Below are 16,133 nucleotides of genomic sequence, written 5' to 3' on the forward strand. Positions count from 1 at the left end.
GGTTCGGGCCCGGCGAGCGAGACGACAGCTCCCGTGCGGCGACCGCGCCCCGGACGGCGGTACCGCGCTCATCACGCGGACCGGCGGGCCGGAACCGGCGCGGCGCCCGGGAGCGTGACGGGAGAACCGCCCGCATGCTCGAATCCATTGAGCCCGCTGAGCCCGGCCCTGCCGGGACCGAATCCGACAACAACAGCCCCAGCGACACGCTGCCGGCACGTCGCCGCCGCCGTGCGGCCTCCCGCCCCGCGGGCCCGCCGGCCGCTGCCGCCGAGGCCCCCGAGGCCGCCGAGGCCGCCACGCCGGAGGCAGAGGCCCCGGCCGCCCCTGAGACGCCCGCGCGCCCGCGCCGCCGTGCGACCCGCAAGTCCACGGCCCCCGCCGGCGCCCCCAAGGTCGCCGAGCCCGCCGTGGAGACCGCCCCCGAGGTGGCCGAGTCCCCGCAGCCCGTCGCCCTGACCGCCGAGCCCGTCGAGGAGCCCGCCGTGGAGCCCGCTCCCCGTACGCGCCGCCGTGCCACCCGTAAGGCCACCGCCCCCGCCGGCACCCCGAAGGGCGCCGAGGCCGTCGTCGAGCCGCTCGCGCCCGCCGTCGCCGCCGCCGTCGCGGAGGAGACCGAAGAGGCCGAGGAGTCGCAGGAGGCTCCGGCCGCCCCGGCCCGTCCGCGCCGTCGTGCCGTGCGTCGTGCGTCCGCTCCGGCGGGTGCGCCGCAGGCCGAGGCCGTGACCGAGGCCGTCGCCGAGCCCGTGGAGGCTCCGGCCGCCGCCGCTCCGGAGGCCGCCGAGGCCCCCGCCCGTCCGCGCCGCCGTGCCGTGCGCCGCGCCTCCGCCCCGGCCGGTGCGCCGCAGGCCGCCGAGGCCGTCGTGGAAGCACCCGCGCAGCCCGCCGCCCCGGCCGCCGAGCCCGTGGCCGAGGAGTCGCAGGAGGCTCCGGCCGCCCCGGCCCGTCCGCGTCGCCGTGCCGTGCGTCGTGCGTCCGCTCCGGCGGGTGCGCCGCAGGCCGAGGCCGTGACCGAGGCCGTCGCCGAGCCCGTGGAGGCTCCGGCCGCCGCCGCTCCGGAGGCCGCCGAGACCGCCGCCCCGGCCCGTACGCGCCGTCGTGCCACCCGTAAGGCCACCGCCCCGGCGGGCGCCCCGCAGGCCGCCGAGCCGGCCGAGGCCGTCGCCGCCGAGCCGGTTGCCGAGCCCGTCGCCGAGGCCGGGGAGCAGGCTCCCACCGAGCCCCGCGGCCGCCGTACCCGCCGCCGGGCCACCGCCCCCGCCGCGGCGCCCGCCGCCGAGCAGCCCGCCGAGGCCGCCGCCGAGCCGGCCCCCGCCCGTGCGCGCTCGCGCCGTCGCGTCGCCGCCGGTGACGCCGAGCAGGCCGCCGCCGCCCTGGAGGCCGCGAAGGAGGCGAGCCGCGCCCGCGAGGCCGCCGAGGCCGCGCCGGAGGAGGCCGCCGCCCCCGCGCGGGGCCGCCGCCGTGCCGTGCGTCCGCCGACGGCCGTCTTCCAGGCCCCCGTCTTCGCCGAGCCGATGTTCCAGACCCCGGAGACCGCTGCCGCTGCCGCTGCCGCGGCCGCCGTGGAGGAGCCGGCCGAGGCCGAGGAGGAGCGCGTCGTCGCCGAGGCCCCGGCCGCCGGCCGCCGCCGTCGCCGCCGCCGCGGCGAGCCCGCCGAGGTCGAGCAGGCTGACGCCGCACCGGTCGCCGCCGAGGAGGAGCCGGAGGCCGAGCCCGAGGAGGCCGCCGAGGCCGCCGCCGAGGACGAGGAGCAGGGCGAGCGCCCCTCCCGCCGCCGTCGCCGGGGCGGCCGTCGCCGCCGCCGTGGCGAGGCCGCCGAGGCCGAGGGCGAGACCGAGGAGGAGCCGGAGGCCGAGCCCGAGGAGGCCGCCGAGGCCCGCGAGGAGGAGCCCGAGGAGGGCGAGGAGGCCGCCGGCCTGGGCACGGCCGGCAGCCGTCGCCGCCGTCGCCGCCGCCGTCGCAGCGGTGAGGCCGTCGAGGCCGAGGGCGTCGACGAGCCGGAGCGCACGGTCGTCAAGGTCCGCGAGCCCCGCAAGCGCGAGGAGCGCGAGCCCGGCACCGGCTTCGACGAGGTGCAGTCCATCAAGGGCTCCACCCGCATGGAGGCGAAGAAGCAGCGCCGCCGCGAGGGCCGCGAGCAGGGCCGCCGCCGCGTGCCGATCATCACCGAGGCCGAGTTCCTGGCCCGCCGCGAGGCCGTCGAGCGCGTGATGGTCGTCCGCCAGAGCGGCGAGCGCACCCAGATCGGCGTGCTGGAGGACAACGTCCTCGTCGAGCACTTCGTCAACAAGGAGCAGGCCACCAGCTACGTCGGCAACGTCTACCTGGGCAAGGTCCAGAACGTGCTGCCGTCGATGGAGGCCGCCTTCGTCGACATCGGCAAGGGCCGCAACGCCGTCCTGTACGCCGGCGAGGTCAACTTCGAGGCGCTCGGCATGGGCAACGGCCCGCGCCGCATCGAGACCGCGCTGAAGTCCGGCCAGTCCGTGCTCGTCCAGGTCACCAAGGACCCGATCGGGCACAAGGGCGCGCGTCTGACCAGCCAGGTCTCCCTCCCGGGCCGCTACCTCGTGTACGTGCCCGAGGGCTCGATGACCGGCATCAGCCGCAAGCTCCCCGACACCGAGCGGGCGCGCCTGAAGACCATCCTCAAGAAGATCGTCCCCGAGGACGCGGGCGTCATCGTGCGCACCGCCGCCGAGGGCGCGAGCGAGGACGAGCTGCGCCGTGACGTCGAGCGTCTGCAGGCGCAGTGGGAGGACATCCAGAAGAAGGCGAAGCAGATCTCGACGAGCTCGCCGAGCCTGCTCTACGGCGAGCCGGACATGACCGTCCGCGTCGTCCGCGACATCTTCAACGAGGACTTCTCCAAGGTCATCGTCAGCGGTGACCAGGCCTGGGAGACCATCCACGGCTACGTCTCGCACGTCGCGCCCGACCTGGCCGACCGGCTGCAGAAGTGGACGTCGGACGTCGACGTCTTCGCCACGTACCGGATCGACGAGCAGCTGATGAAGGCGCTGGACCGCAAGGTCTGGCTGCCGAGCGGCGGTTCGCTCGTCATCGACCGGACCGAGGCGATGGTCGTCGTCGACGTCAACACCGGCAAGTTCACCGGCCAGGGCGGCAACCTGGAGGAGACGGTCACCAGGAACAACCTGGAGGCGGCCGAGGAGATCGTGCGCCAGCTGCGGCTGCGCGACCTCGGCGGCATCATCGTGATCGACTTCATCGACATGGTGCTGGAGTCCAACCGGGACCTGGTGCTGCGGCGCCTGCTGGAGTGCCTGGGCCGCGACCGCACCAAGCACCAGGTCGCCGAGGTGACCTCGCTGGGTCTGGTCCAGATGACCCGCAAGCGGGTGGGCCAGGGCCTGCTGGAGTCCTTCTCCGAGGGCTGCGTGCACTGCAACGGCCGCGGCGTCATCGTCCACATGGACCAGCCGGCGTCGGTCGGCGGCGGTGGCGGCGGCAAGCGCGGCAAGAAGAAGGGCAAGGCCGCGCACGAGCACGTGCACGAGGCCGCCGTCGCCGCGACCGCGGGCCCGGCCGCCGAGGAGGCCCCGTCGCCGGAGGAGGCCCCCGCGGCCGCCGCGGCGGAGGGCGCGCCCGAGGCGCCCGAGCTGGAGCCCGTCGCCGTCACCGAGGCCGACCTCCAGCCGTCCGTCGGCGGTGACGAGGAGTGGTTCGGCAGCGCTGCCGAGGCTGAGGCCGCGGCCAAGCGCGGCGGCCGTACGCGCCGCCGGGCGACCCGCAAGGCGTCCGCTCCGGCGGGTGCGCCGCGGGTGGCCGAGGCTCCGGCCGAGGTCGTGGTGGAGGCGCCGGAGCCGGTGCCCGCCGCCGTCGCCGAGCCGGCCGAGGAGCCCGCGCCCGTCGCGGAGCCCGTGGAGGAGGCGGCTCCGGCCGCTCCCGCGCGGCCGCGCCGCCGGGTGACCCGCAGGGTCTCTGCTCCGGCGGGGTCGCCGGCGGACGCCGAGGCGGCCGTCGTGGTCGTCGAGGCCCCGGTCGCGGCCGAGCCGGCCCCGGAGGCCCCTGAGGCCGCCGAGCCGGCCGCCGAGCCCGTCTCCGAAGGCGTCGAGGGCGCTGAGGCCGAGGAGGCCGAGGCCGCGGCCCCGGCCAAGAAGACCGCCCGCAAGACGGCCGCGAAGAAGACGGCCGCCAAGAAGGCACCGGCGAAGAAGACCGCCGCCAAGAAGACGGCCGCCAAGAAGACGACGACCGCGAAGAAGGCCACGGCCAAGAAGACCGCCACGAAGACGGCGGCCAAGAAGGCCCCGGCCAAGCGGACGACGAAGAAGGCGGCCGCGGAAGCGGTGTCCTCCTCGGAGGACTGAGCCCCGCGGGCTCGGACCGGCCCGGCACCGCCGGACGGCGCCGGCCGGGGTCGCTCCCCGGCGCGGCGCACACACTTGAGCCGCCGCGACGGCGGTCGGCCGCGACGGCGGAGTCCGGCGGTGCCATGCCCGGCAGGGCTGTACGGCCCCGTCGCGGCAGCGGCCACCCCGGCGAGGGGCCGGTTTGACCCGTTCGTCAAGGGCACGTAATCTTGACGGTCGGTGTCTGTTACGGCACCACGCCACTGAGCAAACACCTTCCGGCCCCGCCGGGAGAGGCCGCTCGTCCACTCGGACTGTCACGGGCCCCGGCCCGTGCGAGCGGCTGGCATCAGAGGTTCCTTTACTAGCGAGAGAGTGAGATCCGCGTGTACGCAATCGTGCGTAGCGGTGGTCGCCAGCACAAGGTTGCTGTCGGCGACATCGTTGAGGTTGACAAGATTTCCACCGGCAAGGTGGGCGACGCGGTCGAGCTCTCGACGCTGCTCGTCGTCGACGGCGAGAACGTCACCAGCGACCCGTGGGTCCTGGCCGGCATCAAGGTCTCGGCCGAGATCGTCGACCACCACAAGGGTGCCAAGATCGACATCCTGAAGTACAAGAACAAGACCGGTTACCGCAAGCGCATCGGTCACCGCCAGCAGTACACCGCGGTGAAGATCACCGGCATCCCCACGGCTGCGAAGTAAGGGACTGAGAACACATGGCACACAAGAAGGGCGCATCGTCCACCCGGAACGGTCGCGACTCCAACGCTCAGCGGCTCGGCGTGAAGCGCTTCGGCGGTCAGCTCGTCAACGCCGGTGAGATCCTGGTCCGCCAGCGCGGCACCCACTTCCACCCGGGCGCCGGTGTCGGTCGCGGCGGCGACGACACCCTGTTCGCGCTGCAGGCCGGTGCGGTGCAGTTCGGCACCCACCGTGGCCGCAAGGTCGTCAACATCGTTCCGGCTGCCTGATCTTCCTGATCGGCACGCTGTAGAGCGATAGCGAGGGCGGACCTCCCTTCCCTGTGCGGGAAGCGGGTCCGCCCTCGCTGCGTTACAACGTAAGACATCCCCATCTGTATCTGGAGGCACACTGCGATGACCACCTTCGTGGACCGCGTCGAGCTGCACGTCGCCGCGGGTAACGGAGGCCATGGCTGCGCCTCCGTGCACCGGGAGAAGTTCAAGCCGCTCGGCGGCCCCGACGGCGGCAACGGCGGCCGTGGCGGCGACGTGATCCTGGTCGTGGACCAGTCCGTGACCACCCTGCTCGAGTACCACCACAGCCCCCACCGCAAGGCCACCAACGGCAAGCCCGGCGAGGGCGGCAACCGCTCCGGCAAGGACGGCTCCGACCTCGTCCTGCCCGTCCCGGACGGCACCGTCGTCCTGGACGCCAAGGGCAACGTCCTGGCCGACCTCGTCGGCGAGGGCACCACCTACATCGCCGCCCAGGGCGGCCGCGGCGGCCTCGGCAACGCCGCGCTGGCCTCGGCCCGCCGCAAGGCGCCCGGCTTCGCCCTCCTCGGCGAGCCCGGCCAGACCGGCGACATCGTCCTGGAGCTCAAGACCGTCGCCGACGTGGCCCTCGTCGGCTACCCGAGCGCCGGCAAGTCCTCGCTGATCTCGGTGCTCTCCGCCGCCAAGCCGAAGATCGCCGACTACCCCTTCACCACTCTCGTCCCGAACCTGGGCGTGGTCACCGCCGGCGCGACCGTCTACACGATCGCCGACGTGCCCGGCCTCATCCCCGGCGCCAGCCAGGGCAAGGGCCTCGGCCTGGAGTTCCTGCGCCACGTCGAGCGCTGCTCGGTGCTCGTGCACGTCCTCGACACGGCGACGCTGGAGTCCGAGCGCGACCCGGTCACCGACCTCGACGTCATCGAGGCCGAGCTGAAGGAGTACGGCGGCCTGGAGGACCGGCCCCGCCTCGTCGTCCTCAACAAGGTCGACATCCCCGACGGCCAGGACCTCGCCGACATGATCCGGCCCGAGCTGGAGGCCCGCGGCTACCGCATCTTCGAGGTCTCCGCCGTCTCCCGGCAGGGCCTCAAGGAGCTGTCCTACGCGCTGGCCGGCATCGTCGCCGAGGCGCGCGCCGCGAAGCCGAAGGAGGAGGCGACCCGCATCGTCATCCGCCCGAAGGCCGTCGACGACGCGGGCTTCACCGTCACCCTGGAGGAGGACGGCCTCTACCGCGTGCGCGGCGAGAAGCCGGAGCGCTGGGTGCGGCAGACCGACTTCAACAACGACGAGGCCGTCGGCTACCTCGCCGACCGCCTCAACCGCCTCGGCGTCGAGGAGGAGCTGATGAAGGCCGGTGCCCGCGCGGGCGACGGCGTCGCCATCGGCTCCGAGGACGACGCGGTCGTCTTCGACTGGGAGCCGTCGATGGCCGCCGGCGCGGAGATGCTGGGCCGCCGTGGCGAGGACCACCGCTTCGAGGCGCCGCGGCCTGCGGCGCAGCGGCGCCGCGACCGCGATGCGGAGCGGGACGAGGCGGACCGCGAGTACGACGAGTTCAACCCGTTCTGACGGGTGTGAGACCCCATGCGCCCCGTCAGGGGCGCGGGGAACTGCGCGAGCAACCACGGACGGCCTGCAGCCGGCTGACATGCATGACGAAGGCCCCCGGGAGGTTTTCCTCCCGGGGGCCTTACGCATGGCCGCGGGGCCACGTTCCATGTCGGCTGCAGACCGGCTCCGGCTGGTCGCGCAGTTCCCCGCGCCCCTGACGGGGCGCCCGGCACCGCGACGGTGAGGCCATGACGAAGGCCCCCGGGAGGCGAACCTCCCGGGGGCCTTCGTCATGCTGACGCGGCGTTAAACCGCCGCAGCCGCATCCGCCTCCCGCTGTGTCGGGATCTCGGAGGCGCGAGCCTCCATCCGCGCCCGGCGGGCGTCCGCCTCCGCGGCGAGCGCCAGCGCCGCCGCGTTGAAGCGGACCAGCGACGGCGGGTCGGACGGGCCGAGGAGCTGGACCTTGAGCTCGGCGCGGGCCTCGGCGAGGCCGTCCAGGCGGGGGTCGCGGACGGCCGCGAGCAGGCCCGCGACCTCGCCGGCCTCCGGCGTGAGGATCGTCGCCGCGCTGACCGTCGGGAAGTTCGTGCGGAACTCCTCCTCGGTCATGCCGCTGGTGTTGGCGACGGCGTACGGCTTCTCGCTGATCAGGTAGTCCGAGACGACGCTCGACACGTCGCTGATCAGGACGTCCGCCTCGTTGAAGCAGCTGAAGAGCGCCGGCCGGGCGGTGGTGATGATCTGGTGCTCCCACTCCGGCAGGGAGGCCCAGTAGGCGGCTTCCCAGGCGGCGGTGGCGGCCTCGACGGTCGCGGCGCGGCCCGCCTCGGGGGTGCCCTGGAGCATCATCCGCTCGATCTCGTCCGCGCTGTCGCGGAACGTGCTCGTCGTCAGGCGGTCGAGCTCGGCCGTGCGGCGGTCGAGCTCGGCGGCGGCCTCCGGGCCCGGGCGGGCACCGGTACGGGCGGCGGCGGCCTCGCGGATCATGGCCTGGATGCGCTCGTTGGCGCGGCCCGCGCGGGGGTCGACGGAGCCGGTCATCGGGTGCGGCTTGTAGAGCAGGCGCACCTTGGGGTCGGCGAGGAGCGCGCGGACGATGTTCTCGCCGGCGAGCATCACCGAGGTGTTGCCGGGGTTGCCGTCCCAGCCCTCCCACGTGGGGGCGTAGAGGACCGTCGTGAAGCATTCATCAGCGGCTCCGCCGCGGGCACGCGTGGGCGCGCCCGCGTACGGGCGGATCGGGGCCAGCTGCGGGCGGCCGACCTCGACCACGTCGCGGTCGTCGACGCCGATGTCGGCGAGCTGGTAGCGCTCGCGGGCGGCGGGGCCGGCGACCCAGATCTCGTCGTACGCCTTGGAGTACGGGTTGCAGCTGGAGAGCTTGTCGCTCTCGCCGTGGTTGATGAACGCGTGCTTGATCGACGGCATCCGCAGGACCTGCGAGGTCTTTCCGGAGTTCGCCGGGTGGATCATCATCTTCAGCGAGGACTTCTCCAGGGCCATCAGGTGGACGACCTTGGGGATGCAGATGATCGGCACGTCGGTGGCCTCGATCTTCTGCACCATGAAGCGCTCGCGGAGCACGATCACGGGGTTGCCGTCGAGCGCGGCGAGGGTGGAGAGCCACATGTTGGCCTGGTAGGCCGAGGTGGTGCCGCCCGAGAAGTACATGCCCGTGGTCGGCTGGTAGTCGGCCAGCCAGCGGTCGAGCCACTCCAGGGCGCGCTGCTCGTCGGCGATGCGCTTCTTGGGCCGCAGCCAGCCCGCCAGGTGGACGGTGCCGCCCACGGCCAGCAGGAGGGCCACGGCGATGCCGAGCACGCCCCACAGGGGCTTCTCCGTGCCGACGGTGACCAGCATGCCCGCGGTGGCGGGGATCGCGAAGCGCAGCAGGCGGCGGCCGTGCTGGCGGGCCAGCAGGCGCGGCGGGGCGGCGGTCAGGTGCAGGCCGGTCGTGTCGATGTTGCGGGTCACGAAGGGCAGCGTGCGGCTGCGCCGGACCAGGATCGCGGTGGCCTGGCAGGCGAGGTGTGCGGCGTAGAAGAGGACGAGCCCGACGAAGAGGGGGGCGTAGCCGCGCAGCGAGCCGTCGCCCTGGAGCCGGAGCAGCCCGAGGAGGACCAGCATGTCGCGCAGCAGCTGCCGGACCATGACGTCGAAGCGGACCTTGCCGAGGACGGCGACGAGACCGGGGTCACGGTGCTGCAGGTAGAGATCGAGGGCGAGCCCCGCCGCGGAGGCGGCGATCAGCAACGGCACGTTGGGCAGCAGGGCGCCGACGAGCTGCGTGGCGAAGAACACCAGCATCGCGATCAGCGCCGCGGCCTGGACGGCGCGTCGGGAGGCTGTTCCGGCAGAAGGCACTGGGAGGGCTCCTGGCAGGCGGACTAAGGGGGGACTTTTGGGTGTGGGGGAACCGTGCCTGGGCAACGGTCGACTACCGACCGTATGACGCGGGCTGGTCCAGGAGCAATCTTCCGTGACGGCAATCATCGCAAAACAGGGCCGAACGACCACAATCTCAGACGGTAGATTTGCGGGCCTGAGGCAGCCCGGCAGAGGCGGGCGACCGGCGAATCGGCTGAGGTGTGTGCGGTGACTGGGGCAGGGGAGCAGCAAGGGGTCCGTGCGGCGGCGGTGGCGGCCGCCCGCAGGATCGTGGTCAAGGTGGGGTCGTCCTCGCTCACCACCGCGGGCGGGGGACTGGATGCCGACCGCGTTGACGCGCTGGTGGACACGCTCGCCAAGGCCGGCGGCGAGAAGGAGATCGTGCTGGTCTCCTCCGGTGCCATCGCGGCCGGGCTGGCCCCGCTGGGCCTCGACCGGCGCCCGCGCGACCTGGCCCGCCAGCAGGCCGCCGCCAGCGTCGGCCAGGGCCTCCTCGTGGCCCGTTACACCGCGTCGTTCGCCCGTTACGGCCGGCGCGTGGGCCAGGTGCTGCTCACGACGGACGACACCAGCCGCCGCGCGCACTACCGCAACGCCCGCCGGACGCTGGACCAGCTGCTGGCCATGGGCGCGGTGCCGGTCGTCAACGAGAACGACACGGTGGCCACGGACGAGATCCGCTTCGGCGACAACGACCGGCTGGCCGCCCTCGTGGCCCACCTCGTACGGGCGGACCTGCTGGTGCTCCTCTCCGACGTGGACGGCCTCTACGACGGCGACCCGTCCACGCCGGGCACCTCGCGGATCGACGAGGTCACCGGGCCGAAGGACCTGGAGGGCATCTCGATCGGCAGCGCGGGCAAGGCCGGCGTCGGCACGGGCGGCATGGTCACCAAGGTCGACGCCGCCCGGATCGCGGCCGCCGCCGGCATCCCCGTCGTCCTCACCTCCGCCAGCCACGCGGCGGACGCCCTCGCCGGCCGCCCCACCGGCACCTTCTTCCACCGCACCGGGCGCCGCTCCGCGGACCGCCTGCTGTGGCTCGCGCACGCCTCCACGCCCCGGGGGGCGCTGACCCTCGACGAGGGGGCCGTCCGAGCCGTGGTCGACGGCACGGGCTCGCTGCTGCCGGCGGGCATCGCCGGGGTCGAGGGCGAGTTCAGCGCGGGCGACCCCGTCGAGCTGCGCGACACCGAGGGCCGGGCCGTGGCGCGCGGGCTCGTGGCCTTCGACGCGGGCGAGATCCCGCAGCTGCTCGGCCGCTCCACCCGCGACCTGGCCCGGGAGCTCGGCCCGGAGTACGAGCGCGAGGTCGTGCACCGCGACGACCTGGTCGTGCTGCGCCGCTGACGGGCGTCACCCACGGCGACACAGTGGTGACGGATCCGGCCCCACGGCGGGGCCGGACAGCGCGGTAAGTCCAGCCTTTCCATGGGGCCTTTCTGCAAAAACCCCACACGGCCGCCCGCAGACTGGTCAACTTTGATGCGAGAGCGACGACCAGCACCACCGCTCCGCCGTACGCACGCGGAGCAGCGAGCAAGGAGGCCGCCGGTGAGACGAGGGCGCCCAGGGGCGCTGCCCCGCGCTGGAGGCACGCCCCCGGCCACGGCCGCGGGCCCCGCCGCCCAGGCCCGCGGGGCCGTGGGGGAGAGGCGCGCGCTGACGAGCGTCGCGGGCGGAGGCGGGGGCGATGCGGTCGAAGTGTCCCGGCTGTGGCACATCACGCTCAGCGTCTCGGGCGCCGAGGCGCCGCTCGCCGAGGTGCGCCGCGCGCTCGAACAGCTCGCCCACGACCACCCCTTCCTGCTGACCAGCCGCTACGCCCGCGACCACGCCGAGATCCGGTACTGGGAGGAGGCGCGCGACCTGCACGACGCCGCGGCGGTCGCGCTGCGCCTGTGGGGCGAGCACCGCTCGACGGCCCGGCTGCCCCCGTGGGAGATCGTGGGCCTGGAGGTCATCGACCGGGAGACGTACCACCAGCGGATCGCCGAGGGCTACGGCCCGCTGCCGGCCACGCCGGTGGGCGTGCACCCGTTCTGAGCGGGCCGGCGCGCCCTCCGGCCCGTCCGCGGGCCGGACGCCGCGTCCACAGTCCGGAATGCGTAGTGGCCCCGGGCCGCGCGCGACTACCCTGCGAGTCATGAGCAGCGTTTTCCCCTCCCCCCTCGCCGACCCGATGCCGCAGTCCCCGGTGCTGCGCGCCGCCTACCGCGCCCGCGCCGCCGCCGCGGAGCTCGCGCCACTGCCGCGCTCGGTGAAGGACGAGGCGCTGCTGGCCATCGCCGACGCCCTCGAGGTGCGGACGAAGGAGATCGTCGAGGCCAACGCCGAGGACGTCGCCAAGGCCCGCGCCGCCGGGACGAGCGAGAGCGTCGTCGACCGCCTGACCCTCACCCCGGAGCGGGTGCGGGCCATCGCCAAGGACGTGCGCGACGTCGTGGCCCTGCCCGACCCCGTCGGCGAGGTCGTCCGCGGCTCCACCCTCCCCAACGGCATCGACCTGCGGCAGGTCCGCGTGCCGCTCGGCGTCGTCGGGATCATCTACGAGGCCCGGCCCAACGTGACCGTCGACGCGGCCGCCCTGTGCCTGAAGTCCGGCAACGCGGTCCTGCTGCGCGGCTCGTCCTCCGCGTACGCCTCCAACACCGCGCTCGTGCGCGTCATCCGCGACGCCGTGGGCGGGGCCGGCCTGCCGGCCGACGCCGTGCAGCTGGTGCCGGGCGAGAGCCGCGAGTCGGTGCGCGAGCTGATGCGCGCCCGCGGCATGGTCGACGTGCTGATCCCGCGCGGCGGCGCCTCCCTGATCCGTACGGTCGTGGAGGAGTCCACGGTCCCGGTCATCGAGACGGGCACCGGCAACTGCCACGTGTACGTGGACGCGCAGGCCGACCTCGACATGGCGGTGAACATCCTCGTCAACTCCAAGGCGCAGCGCGTGAGCGTGTGCAACGCGGCCGAGACGCTGCTCGTGCACCAGGACATCGCCGCGGAGTTCCTGCCGAAGGCGCTCGCGGCCCTGGCGGAGGCCGGCGTGACGGTGCACGGCTGCGAGCGCGTCCTCGAACTGGCCGAGGGCAGCCCGGCCACGGTGGTGCCGGCGACCGTCGAGGACTGGGAGACCGAGTACCTCTCGTACGACATCGCCGCCGCCGTCGTGGACGACCTGGACGCCGCCGTCCGCCACATCCGGCTGTGGTCCTCCGGCCACACCGAGGCCATCGTGACCACGTCGCAGGCCGCCGCCCGCCGCTTCACCCAGCTCGTGGACGCGACGACCGTCGCGGTCAACGCCTCGACGCGGTTCACGGACGGCAGCCAGTTCGGCTTCGGCGCCGAGATCGGCATCTCCACGCAGAAGCTGCACGCGCGCGGCCCGATGGGCCTGCCCGAGCTCACCTCGACGAAGTACATCGTCACGGGCGACGGCCACGTGCGCGGCAACGGGCTCCCCGCGAGCTGAATTCCCCTACGGGCTGAGCGGATTGACCGTTCCGGGGCTACGCTGGACGGGTGCCGGACGACGTGGGGGGCCAGCCGTTCCCGGACGGCGAGGAGCCCGACAGCAACCGCAGCGGGGACGATCGGGACGACCCCTTCGCCTCCGTGGTCTTCGACGAGGAGTTCGTGCGGTCCGCGAGGATCCGCGAGCCCTCAGCGGTCGAGCGGATGCTCGCCGCCGACCGGGCACGCGCCGAAAGCGAGACGTCACAGTCCGCTCCGTCGCCGCGCTCCCGGTCCGGCGGCGGCCCCGCCGACGATGATCTCGACGCCTACGAGGACGGCTTCGGCGGCGCCCTGCCCGGGTACCACCCGGGCCGCGCGGGCCCCTGGCCCGCCCTCACCCACGATCTGGACCCGGACGACGCCTACGGGCCGTACGGCCGCCACGGCGGCCCCCGGCGCCCCTACCGGGGCCACGCCCGCTGGCACCGTCCGGTGGCCTGGGTGCTCGCGGTGGTGATGGGCATAGGCGTGGTGGCCCTCGCCTTCGCCGCCGTCTACCGCAGCGCCTCCTCGGGCAATCGGCCGAGCTCCGATCCGCCGCCCGCGACCAGCGGCGTGGACGCCCCGGTGGGCTCCCGGCCGGGCCCGCTGCCCTCCGTATCAGCGGATTCCGAGCCTCCGGTGGCCTCCGCGGCGCCCCGCCCCTGATCGGCCGCGCCGGAGGCCAGGAGCTCACCCGCCGCAACCGCTGTGACCTGCACGTATGTGCGTGGCCCCGGCACGCTGATCCGCGCCGGGATTTCTTCGGAACTTGTCGTGTACCACGGCGTTTACCGGAGCCCCGGCAGACCTACTCTTGATGTATGGACGGGCCTGGAGACCCACCTGAGGGCACGCCCGAGGGTGTCCCGGCAGGTGGGGACGACGAGTACCGATCCGTCGTCTTCGACGAATCGTTCGTCCGGGCTGCCCGCCTGCAGGAGCTCTCCGCCAGCGAGCGCATGGGTGATCACGCGCTCGCCGTCCGCAACCGGCACGTGTGGTCCCGGGTCAGCACCTCCCGGCAGGTCCTCGTCCTCGTGATCCTCATAGCCCTGGCCTTCGGCACGGCCGTCTACATGGGTTTGCGCCATCCCTACAAGGACCCCGTCGTGCCCGCCGCCGAGCCGATGCGCGCCATGCTCGTGCCGCTCGCCCCCAAGGACCCGGTGCCCGGCGGCGGCGCGCAGGAGCTGTTCGACCGCAGCCCCGCCGCGAAGTTCCGGCTCGGCGCCGAAGGCGTGAACCTGCCCCCCGCGCGCAGCACCCAGCACTTCTCCGAGAGCCAGGTGATGGCGGCCCTCGCCGCCGCCAAGGAGTACACGGTCAAGTCGGCCCTCGACCCGGCCGTGCTCACCGGAGGCTCCCAGCGGACCGTCCGGCTGCTGCTGGACCCCGCCCAACTCGACCAGTTCGACCGGAGCTTCGACCGGCCCGCGAACGACGGGCGGCACGCGGCCACGGCCTGGCTCGTGCGCTTCGACCCGGCGCGGGTCGCCCTCGTGGACACCCCCGTGCGCACGCGCGGCGTCTTCCGCGTCTCCGAGACCGGTCCGGCGACGCTGGAGGTCTCCGCCGACCACACCTTCGTCTACGCCGTGCGCCCGGTGGCCGGCCCGCAGGAGGCGTCGCTGTTCACCGTGCGGCGCGAGATGCGGTTCCGGTTCGACCGGGACGGGCTGCAGGAGCACCACCTGATCGTCGTGCAGAGCTACCTGCAGGCCGGCCCGCAGTCCTGCTCGGCCGACGACGAGGCCTACCTGCGGCCCCTCCTGGCCGGCCAGAAGCCGGACGGATCCGTGTCGGGCACGGACCCGTACAGCACGGATCCGCCTGCCGGCGCGGTGTGCGGGTCGCTGGGGCGCTAGCCGTTGCGCGGACGCGGGGTCGCCCCACGGCTCGGCATGGTGCCGGTTCGCTTGCACGCCGGGCTTGCGCCCGGTCCGGCACCGCCGGACTCCGCTGCGGTGGCTGAGGCCCGCGGCGGCGGAAAGAATCTGCCGAGCCCGGCAATGCTCTAGCTGCCGCAAGGCCCGGGAGCCGCCGGCGTGGAAGCTGCCGGTCCCGGCAAGAAGTGTCCGCCGCGACGGCGCTCAGCCTCCGTCGGCCGTTCCGGCGGCGCCGTACGGCACTGGTCCGGGCCCGCCGCGAGGCCTAGGAGCCGTCGGCGTGGAAGCTGCCGGTCCCGGCAAGAGTCTCCCGCCGCGACGGCGCTCAAGCCCCATCGGCCGTTCCGGCGGTGCCGTACTACCGCTCCTGGCCGGGGTACCCGGCCGGAGGCCGCTAGGCCGTCCCCGTGCCCTCCGAGGGCCCCTCGGGGCCCTTCCCGGGGTCCTTGGCGGAGCCGCTCCCCGCACTGCCGGGGCGGCCCGTGAAGGCGTCCCGCAGCCGCCCGCCGAATTCCCCCGCGCCACCCGCGATGTCCCGCACCAGCCCCATCAGGGGATCCTTGCTGGCCCGCACGGACTCCGCGTAGTGGTTCGCCGACTCCCGGAAGGAGTCCGTCACCGACGCGTCCTTGTCCTCGTCGCGCCGCGGGTAGTGCCCGTCCATGATCCGCTGGAAGTCCCGGCTCGCGGCCCACTTCTTCAGCTCCGCCGCCCGCACGGTCGTGAACGGGTGGCTGCGCGGCAGCACGTTCAGGATCTTGAGGACGGAGTCGCGCAGGTCCCCGCCCGCCTCGTACTCCTCGGCCTGCGCGAGGAACGCGTCCACGTTCATCTCGTGCAGGTGGTTGCCGCCCGCGATCTTCATCAGGCCGCGCATCGAGGCCTGGACGTCCTGGCCGGCCAGCAGCCCCGCCCGGTCCGCGGACAGCTCCGACTTGCGGAACCACTCCCGCAGCGCCGTCACGATCGCCATGATCGCGACGTTGCCCAGCGGGATCCAGGCGATCTTGACGGCGAAGTTCGTCAGGAAGAGCAGGATGGTGCGGTAGACGGCGTGCCCGGACAGGGCGTGCCCCACCTCGTGGCCGACGACGGCCCGCATCTCCTCCTCGTCGAGCAGCTCGACGAGGCCGGTGGTGACGACGATGACGGGCTCGTCCAGGCCGATGCACATCGCGTTGGGCTGCGGGTCCTGCGTGACGTACATCGGCGGGACCTTCGGCAGGTCCAGGACGTAGCAGGCGTCCAGCAGCATGGTGTGCAGGTGCTGGAACTGCTGTTCGCCCACGCGCACCGAGTCCGACAGGAACAGCAGGCGCAGGCTGCGCTCGGGCAGCAGCCCGCTCAGCGCCTTGAAGACCGTGTCGAAGCCGCTCAGCTTGCGCAGCGCCACGAGGGCGGAGCGGTCCGCCGGGTGCTCGTAGGCGCGGGAGGAGATGTCCGGGAAGCGCCTGCGCTGCCGGCCGGGCAGCCGTTCCCCCGGAGCGTGGCCGTTGCTGCCGTTGCTGCTGTCACTCATCGAGACCC

The 16,133-nt window shown here is 74.1% G+C and carries 11 protein-coding genes; 9 read left to right on the top strand and 2 right to left on the bottom strand.

Annotated features, from left to right (window positions below; genetic code table 11):
• Nucleotides 1–134 precede the first annotated feature (134 nt).
• From ACOTKD_RS04275 to obgE, 4 genes are all read left to right on the top strand, one after another.
• On the top strand, nucleotides 135–4,334 hold the full coding sequence (locus tag ACOTKD_RS04275; protein ID WP_424887510.1) for an Rne/Rng family ribonuclease: 4,200 nt from the start codon (nucleotides 135–137) through the stop codon (nucleotides 4,332–4,334).
• 368 nt (nucleotides 4,335–4,702) lie between these two features.
• Nucleotides 4,703–5,023, top strand: a complete 321-nt coding sequence (gene rplU / locus ACOTKD_RS04280; RefSeq protein ID WP_030366503.1) for a 50S ribosomal protein L21 — start codon at nucleotides 4,703–4,705, stop codon at nucleotides 5,021–5,023.
• Between the two features lie 14 nt (nucleotides 5,024–5,037).
• Complete coding sequence (gene rpmA, locus ACOTKD_RS04285) at nucleotides 5,038–5,292, top strand: 50S ribosomal protein L27 (protein ID WP_030201505.1); 255 nt, start codon at nucleotides 5,038–5,040, stop codon at nucleotides 5,290–5,292.
• A gap of 126 nt (nucleotides 5,293–5,418) precedes the next feature.
• On the top strand, nucleotides 5,419–6,855 hold the full coding sequence (obgE, locus tag ACOTKD_RS04290; RefSeq protein WP_424887511.1) for a GTPase ObgE: 1,437 nt from the start codon (nucleotides 5,419–5,421) through the stop codon (nucleotides 6,853–6,855).
• Nucleotides 6,856–7,143: 288 nt separating this feature from the next.
• Here obgE and ACOTKD_RS04295 read toward each other — a convergent pair whose 3' ends face one another.
• Entirely contained in the window at nucleotides 7,144–9,204 is a 2,061-nt protein-coding gene (locus ACOTKD_RS04295; protein ID WP_424887512.1) for a hypothetical protein, read from the bottom strand.
• Between the two features lie 273 nt (nucleotides 9,205–9,477).
• On the opposite strand from ACOTKD_RS04295, the gene proB reads away from it, so the two are divergent.
• From proB to ACOTKD_RS04320, 5 genes are all read left to right on the top strand, one after another.
• The gene (proB, locus tag ACOTKD_RS04300; RefSeq protein ID WP_424887967.1) at nucleotides 9,478–10,578 is read left to right on the top strand and encodes a glutamate 5-kinase; all 1,101 of its coding nucleotides are present in this window, start codon (nucleotides 9,478–9,480) and stop codon (nucleotides 10,576–10,578) included.
• A 204-nt stretch (nucleotides 10,579–10,782) separates the two neighbouring features.
• The gene (locus tag ACOTKD_RS04305; RefSeq protein ID WP_424887513.1) at nucleotides 10,783–11,274 is read left to right on the top strand and encodes a hypothetical protein; all 492 of its coding nucleotides are present in this window, start codon (nucleotides 10,783–10,785) and stop codon (nucleotides 11,272–11,274) included.
• A gap of 100 nt (nucleotides 11,275–11,374) precedes the next feature.
• A complete protein-coding gene (locus ACOTKD_RS04310) occupies nucleotides 11,375–12,694 on the top strand; it encodes a glutamate-5-semialdehyde dehydrogenase (protein ID WP_424887514.1) in 1,320 nt (439 codons plus the stop codon).
• Nucleotides 12,695–12,744: 50 nt separating this feature from the next.
• A complete protein-coding gene (locus ACOTKD_RS04315) occupies nucleotides 12,745–13,386 on the top strand; it encodes a hypothetical protein (protein ID WP_424887515.1) in 642 nt (213 codons plus the stop codon).
• Between the two features lie 155 nt (nucleotides 13,387–13,541).
• Entirely contained in the window at nucleotides 13,542–14,585 is a 1,044-nt protein-coding gene (locus tag ACOTKD_RS04320; protein ID WP_424887516.1) for a hypothetical protein, read from the top strand.
• Nucleotides 14,586–15,000: 415 nt separating this feature from the next.
• Here ACOTKD_RS04320 and ACOTKD_RS04325 read toward each other — a convergent pair whose 3' ends face one another.
• Nucleotides 15,001–16,125: a M48 family metallopeptidase gene (locus ACOTKD_RS04325; RefSeq protein WP_424887517.1), complete on the bottom strand. Its 1,125-nt coding sequence runs from the start codon at nucleotides 16,123–16,125 to the stop codon at nucleotides 15,001–15,003.
• Nucleotides 16,126–16,133 lie beyond the last annotated feature (8 nt).

This window comes from Streptomyces sp. XH2 (assembly GCF_049725035.1).
GTDB classification, from domain to species: Bacteria; Actinomycetota; Actinomycetes; order Streptomycetales; family Streptomycetaceae; genus Streptomyces; species Streptomyces roseoverticillatus.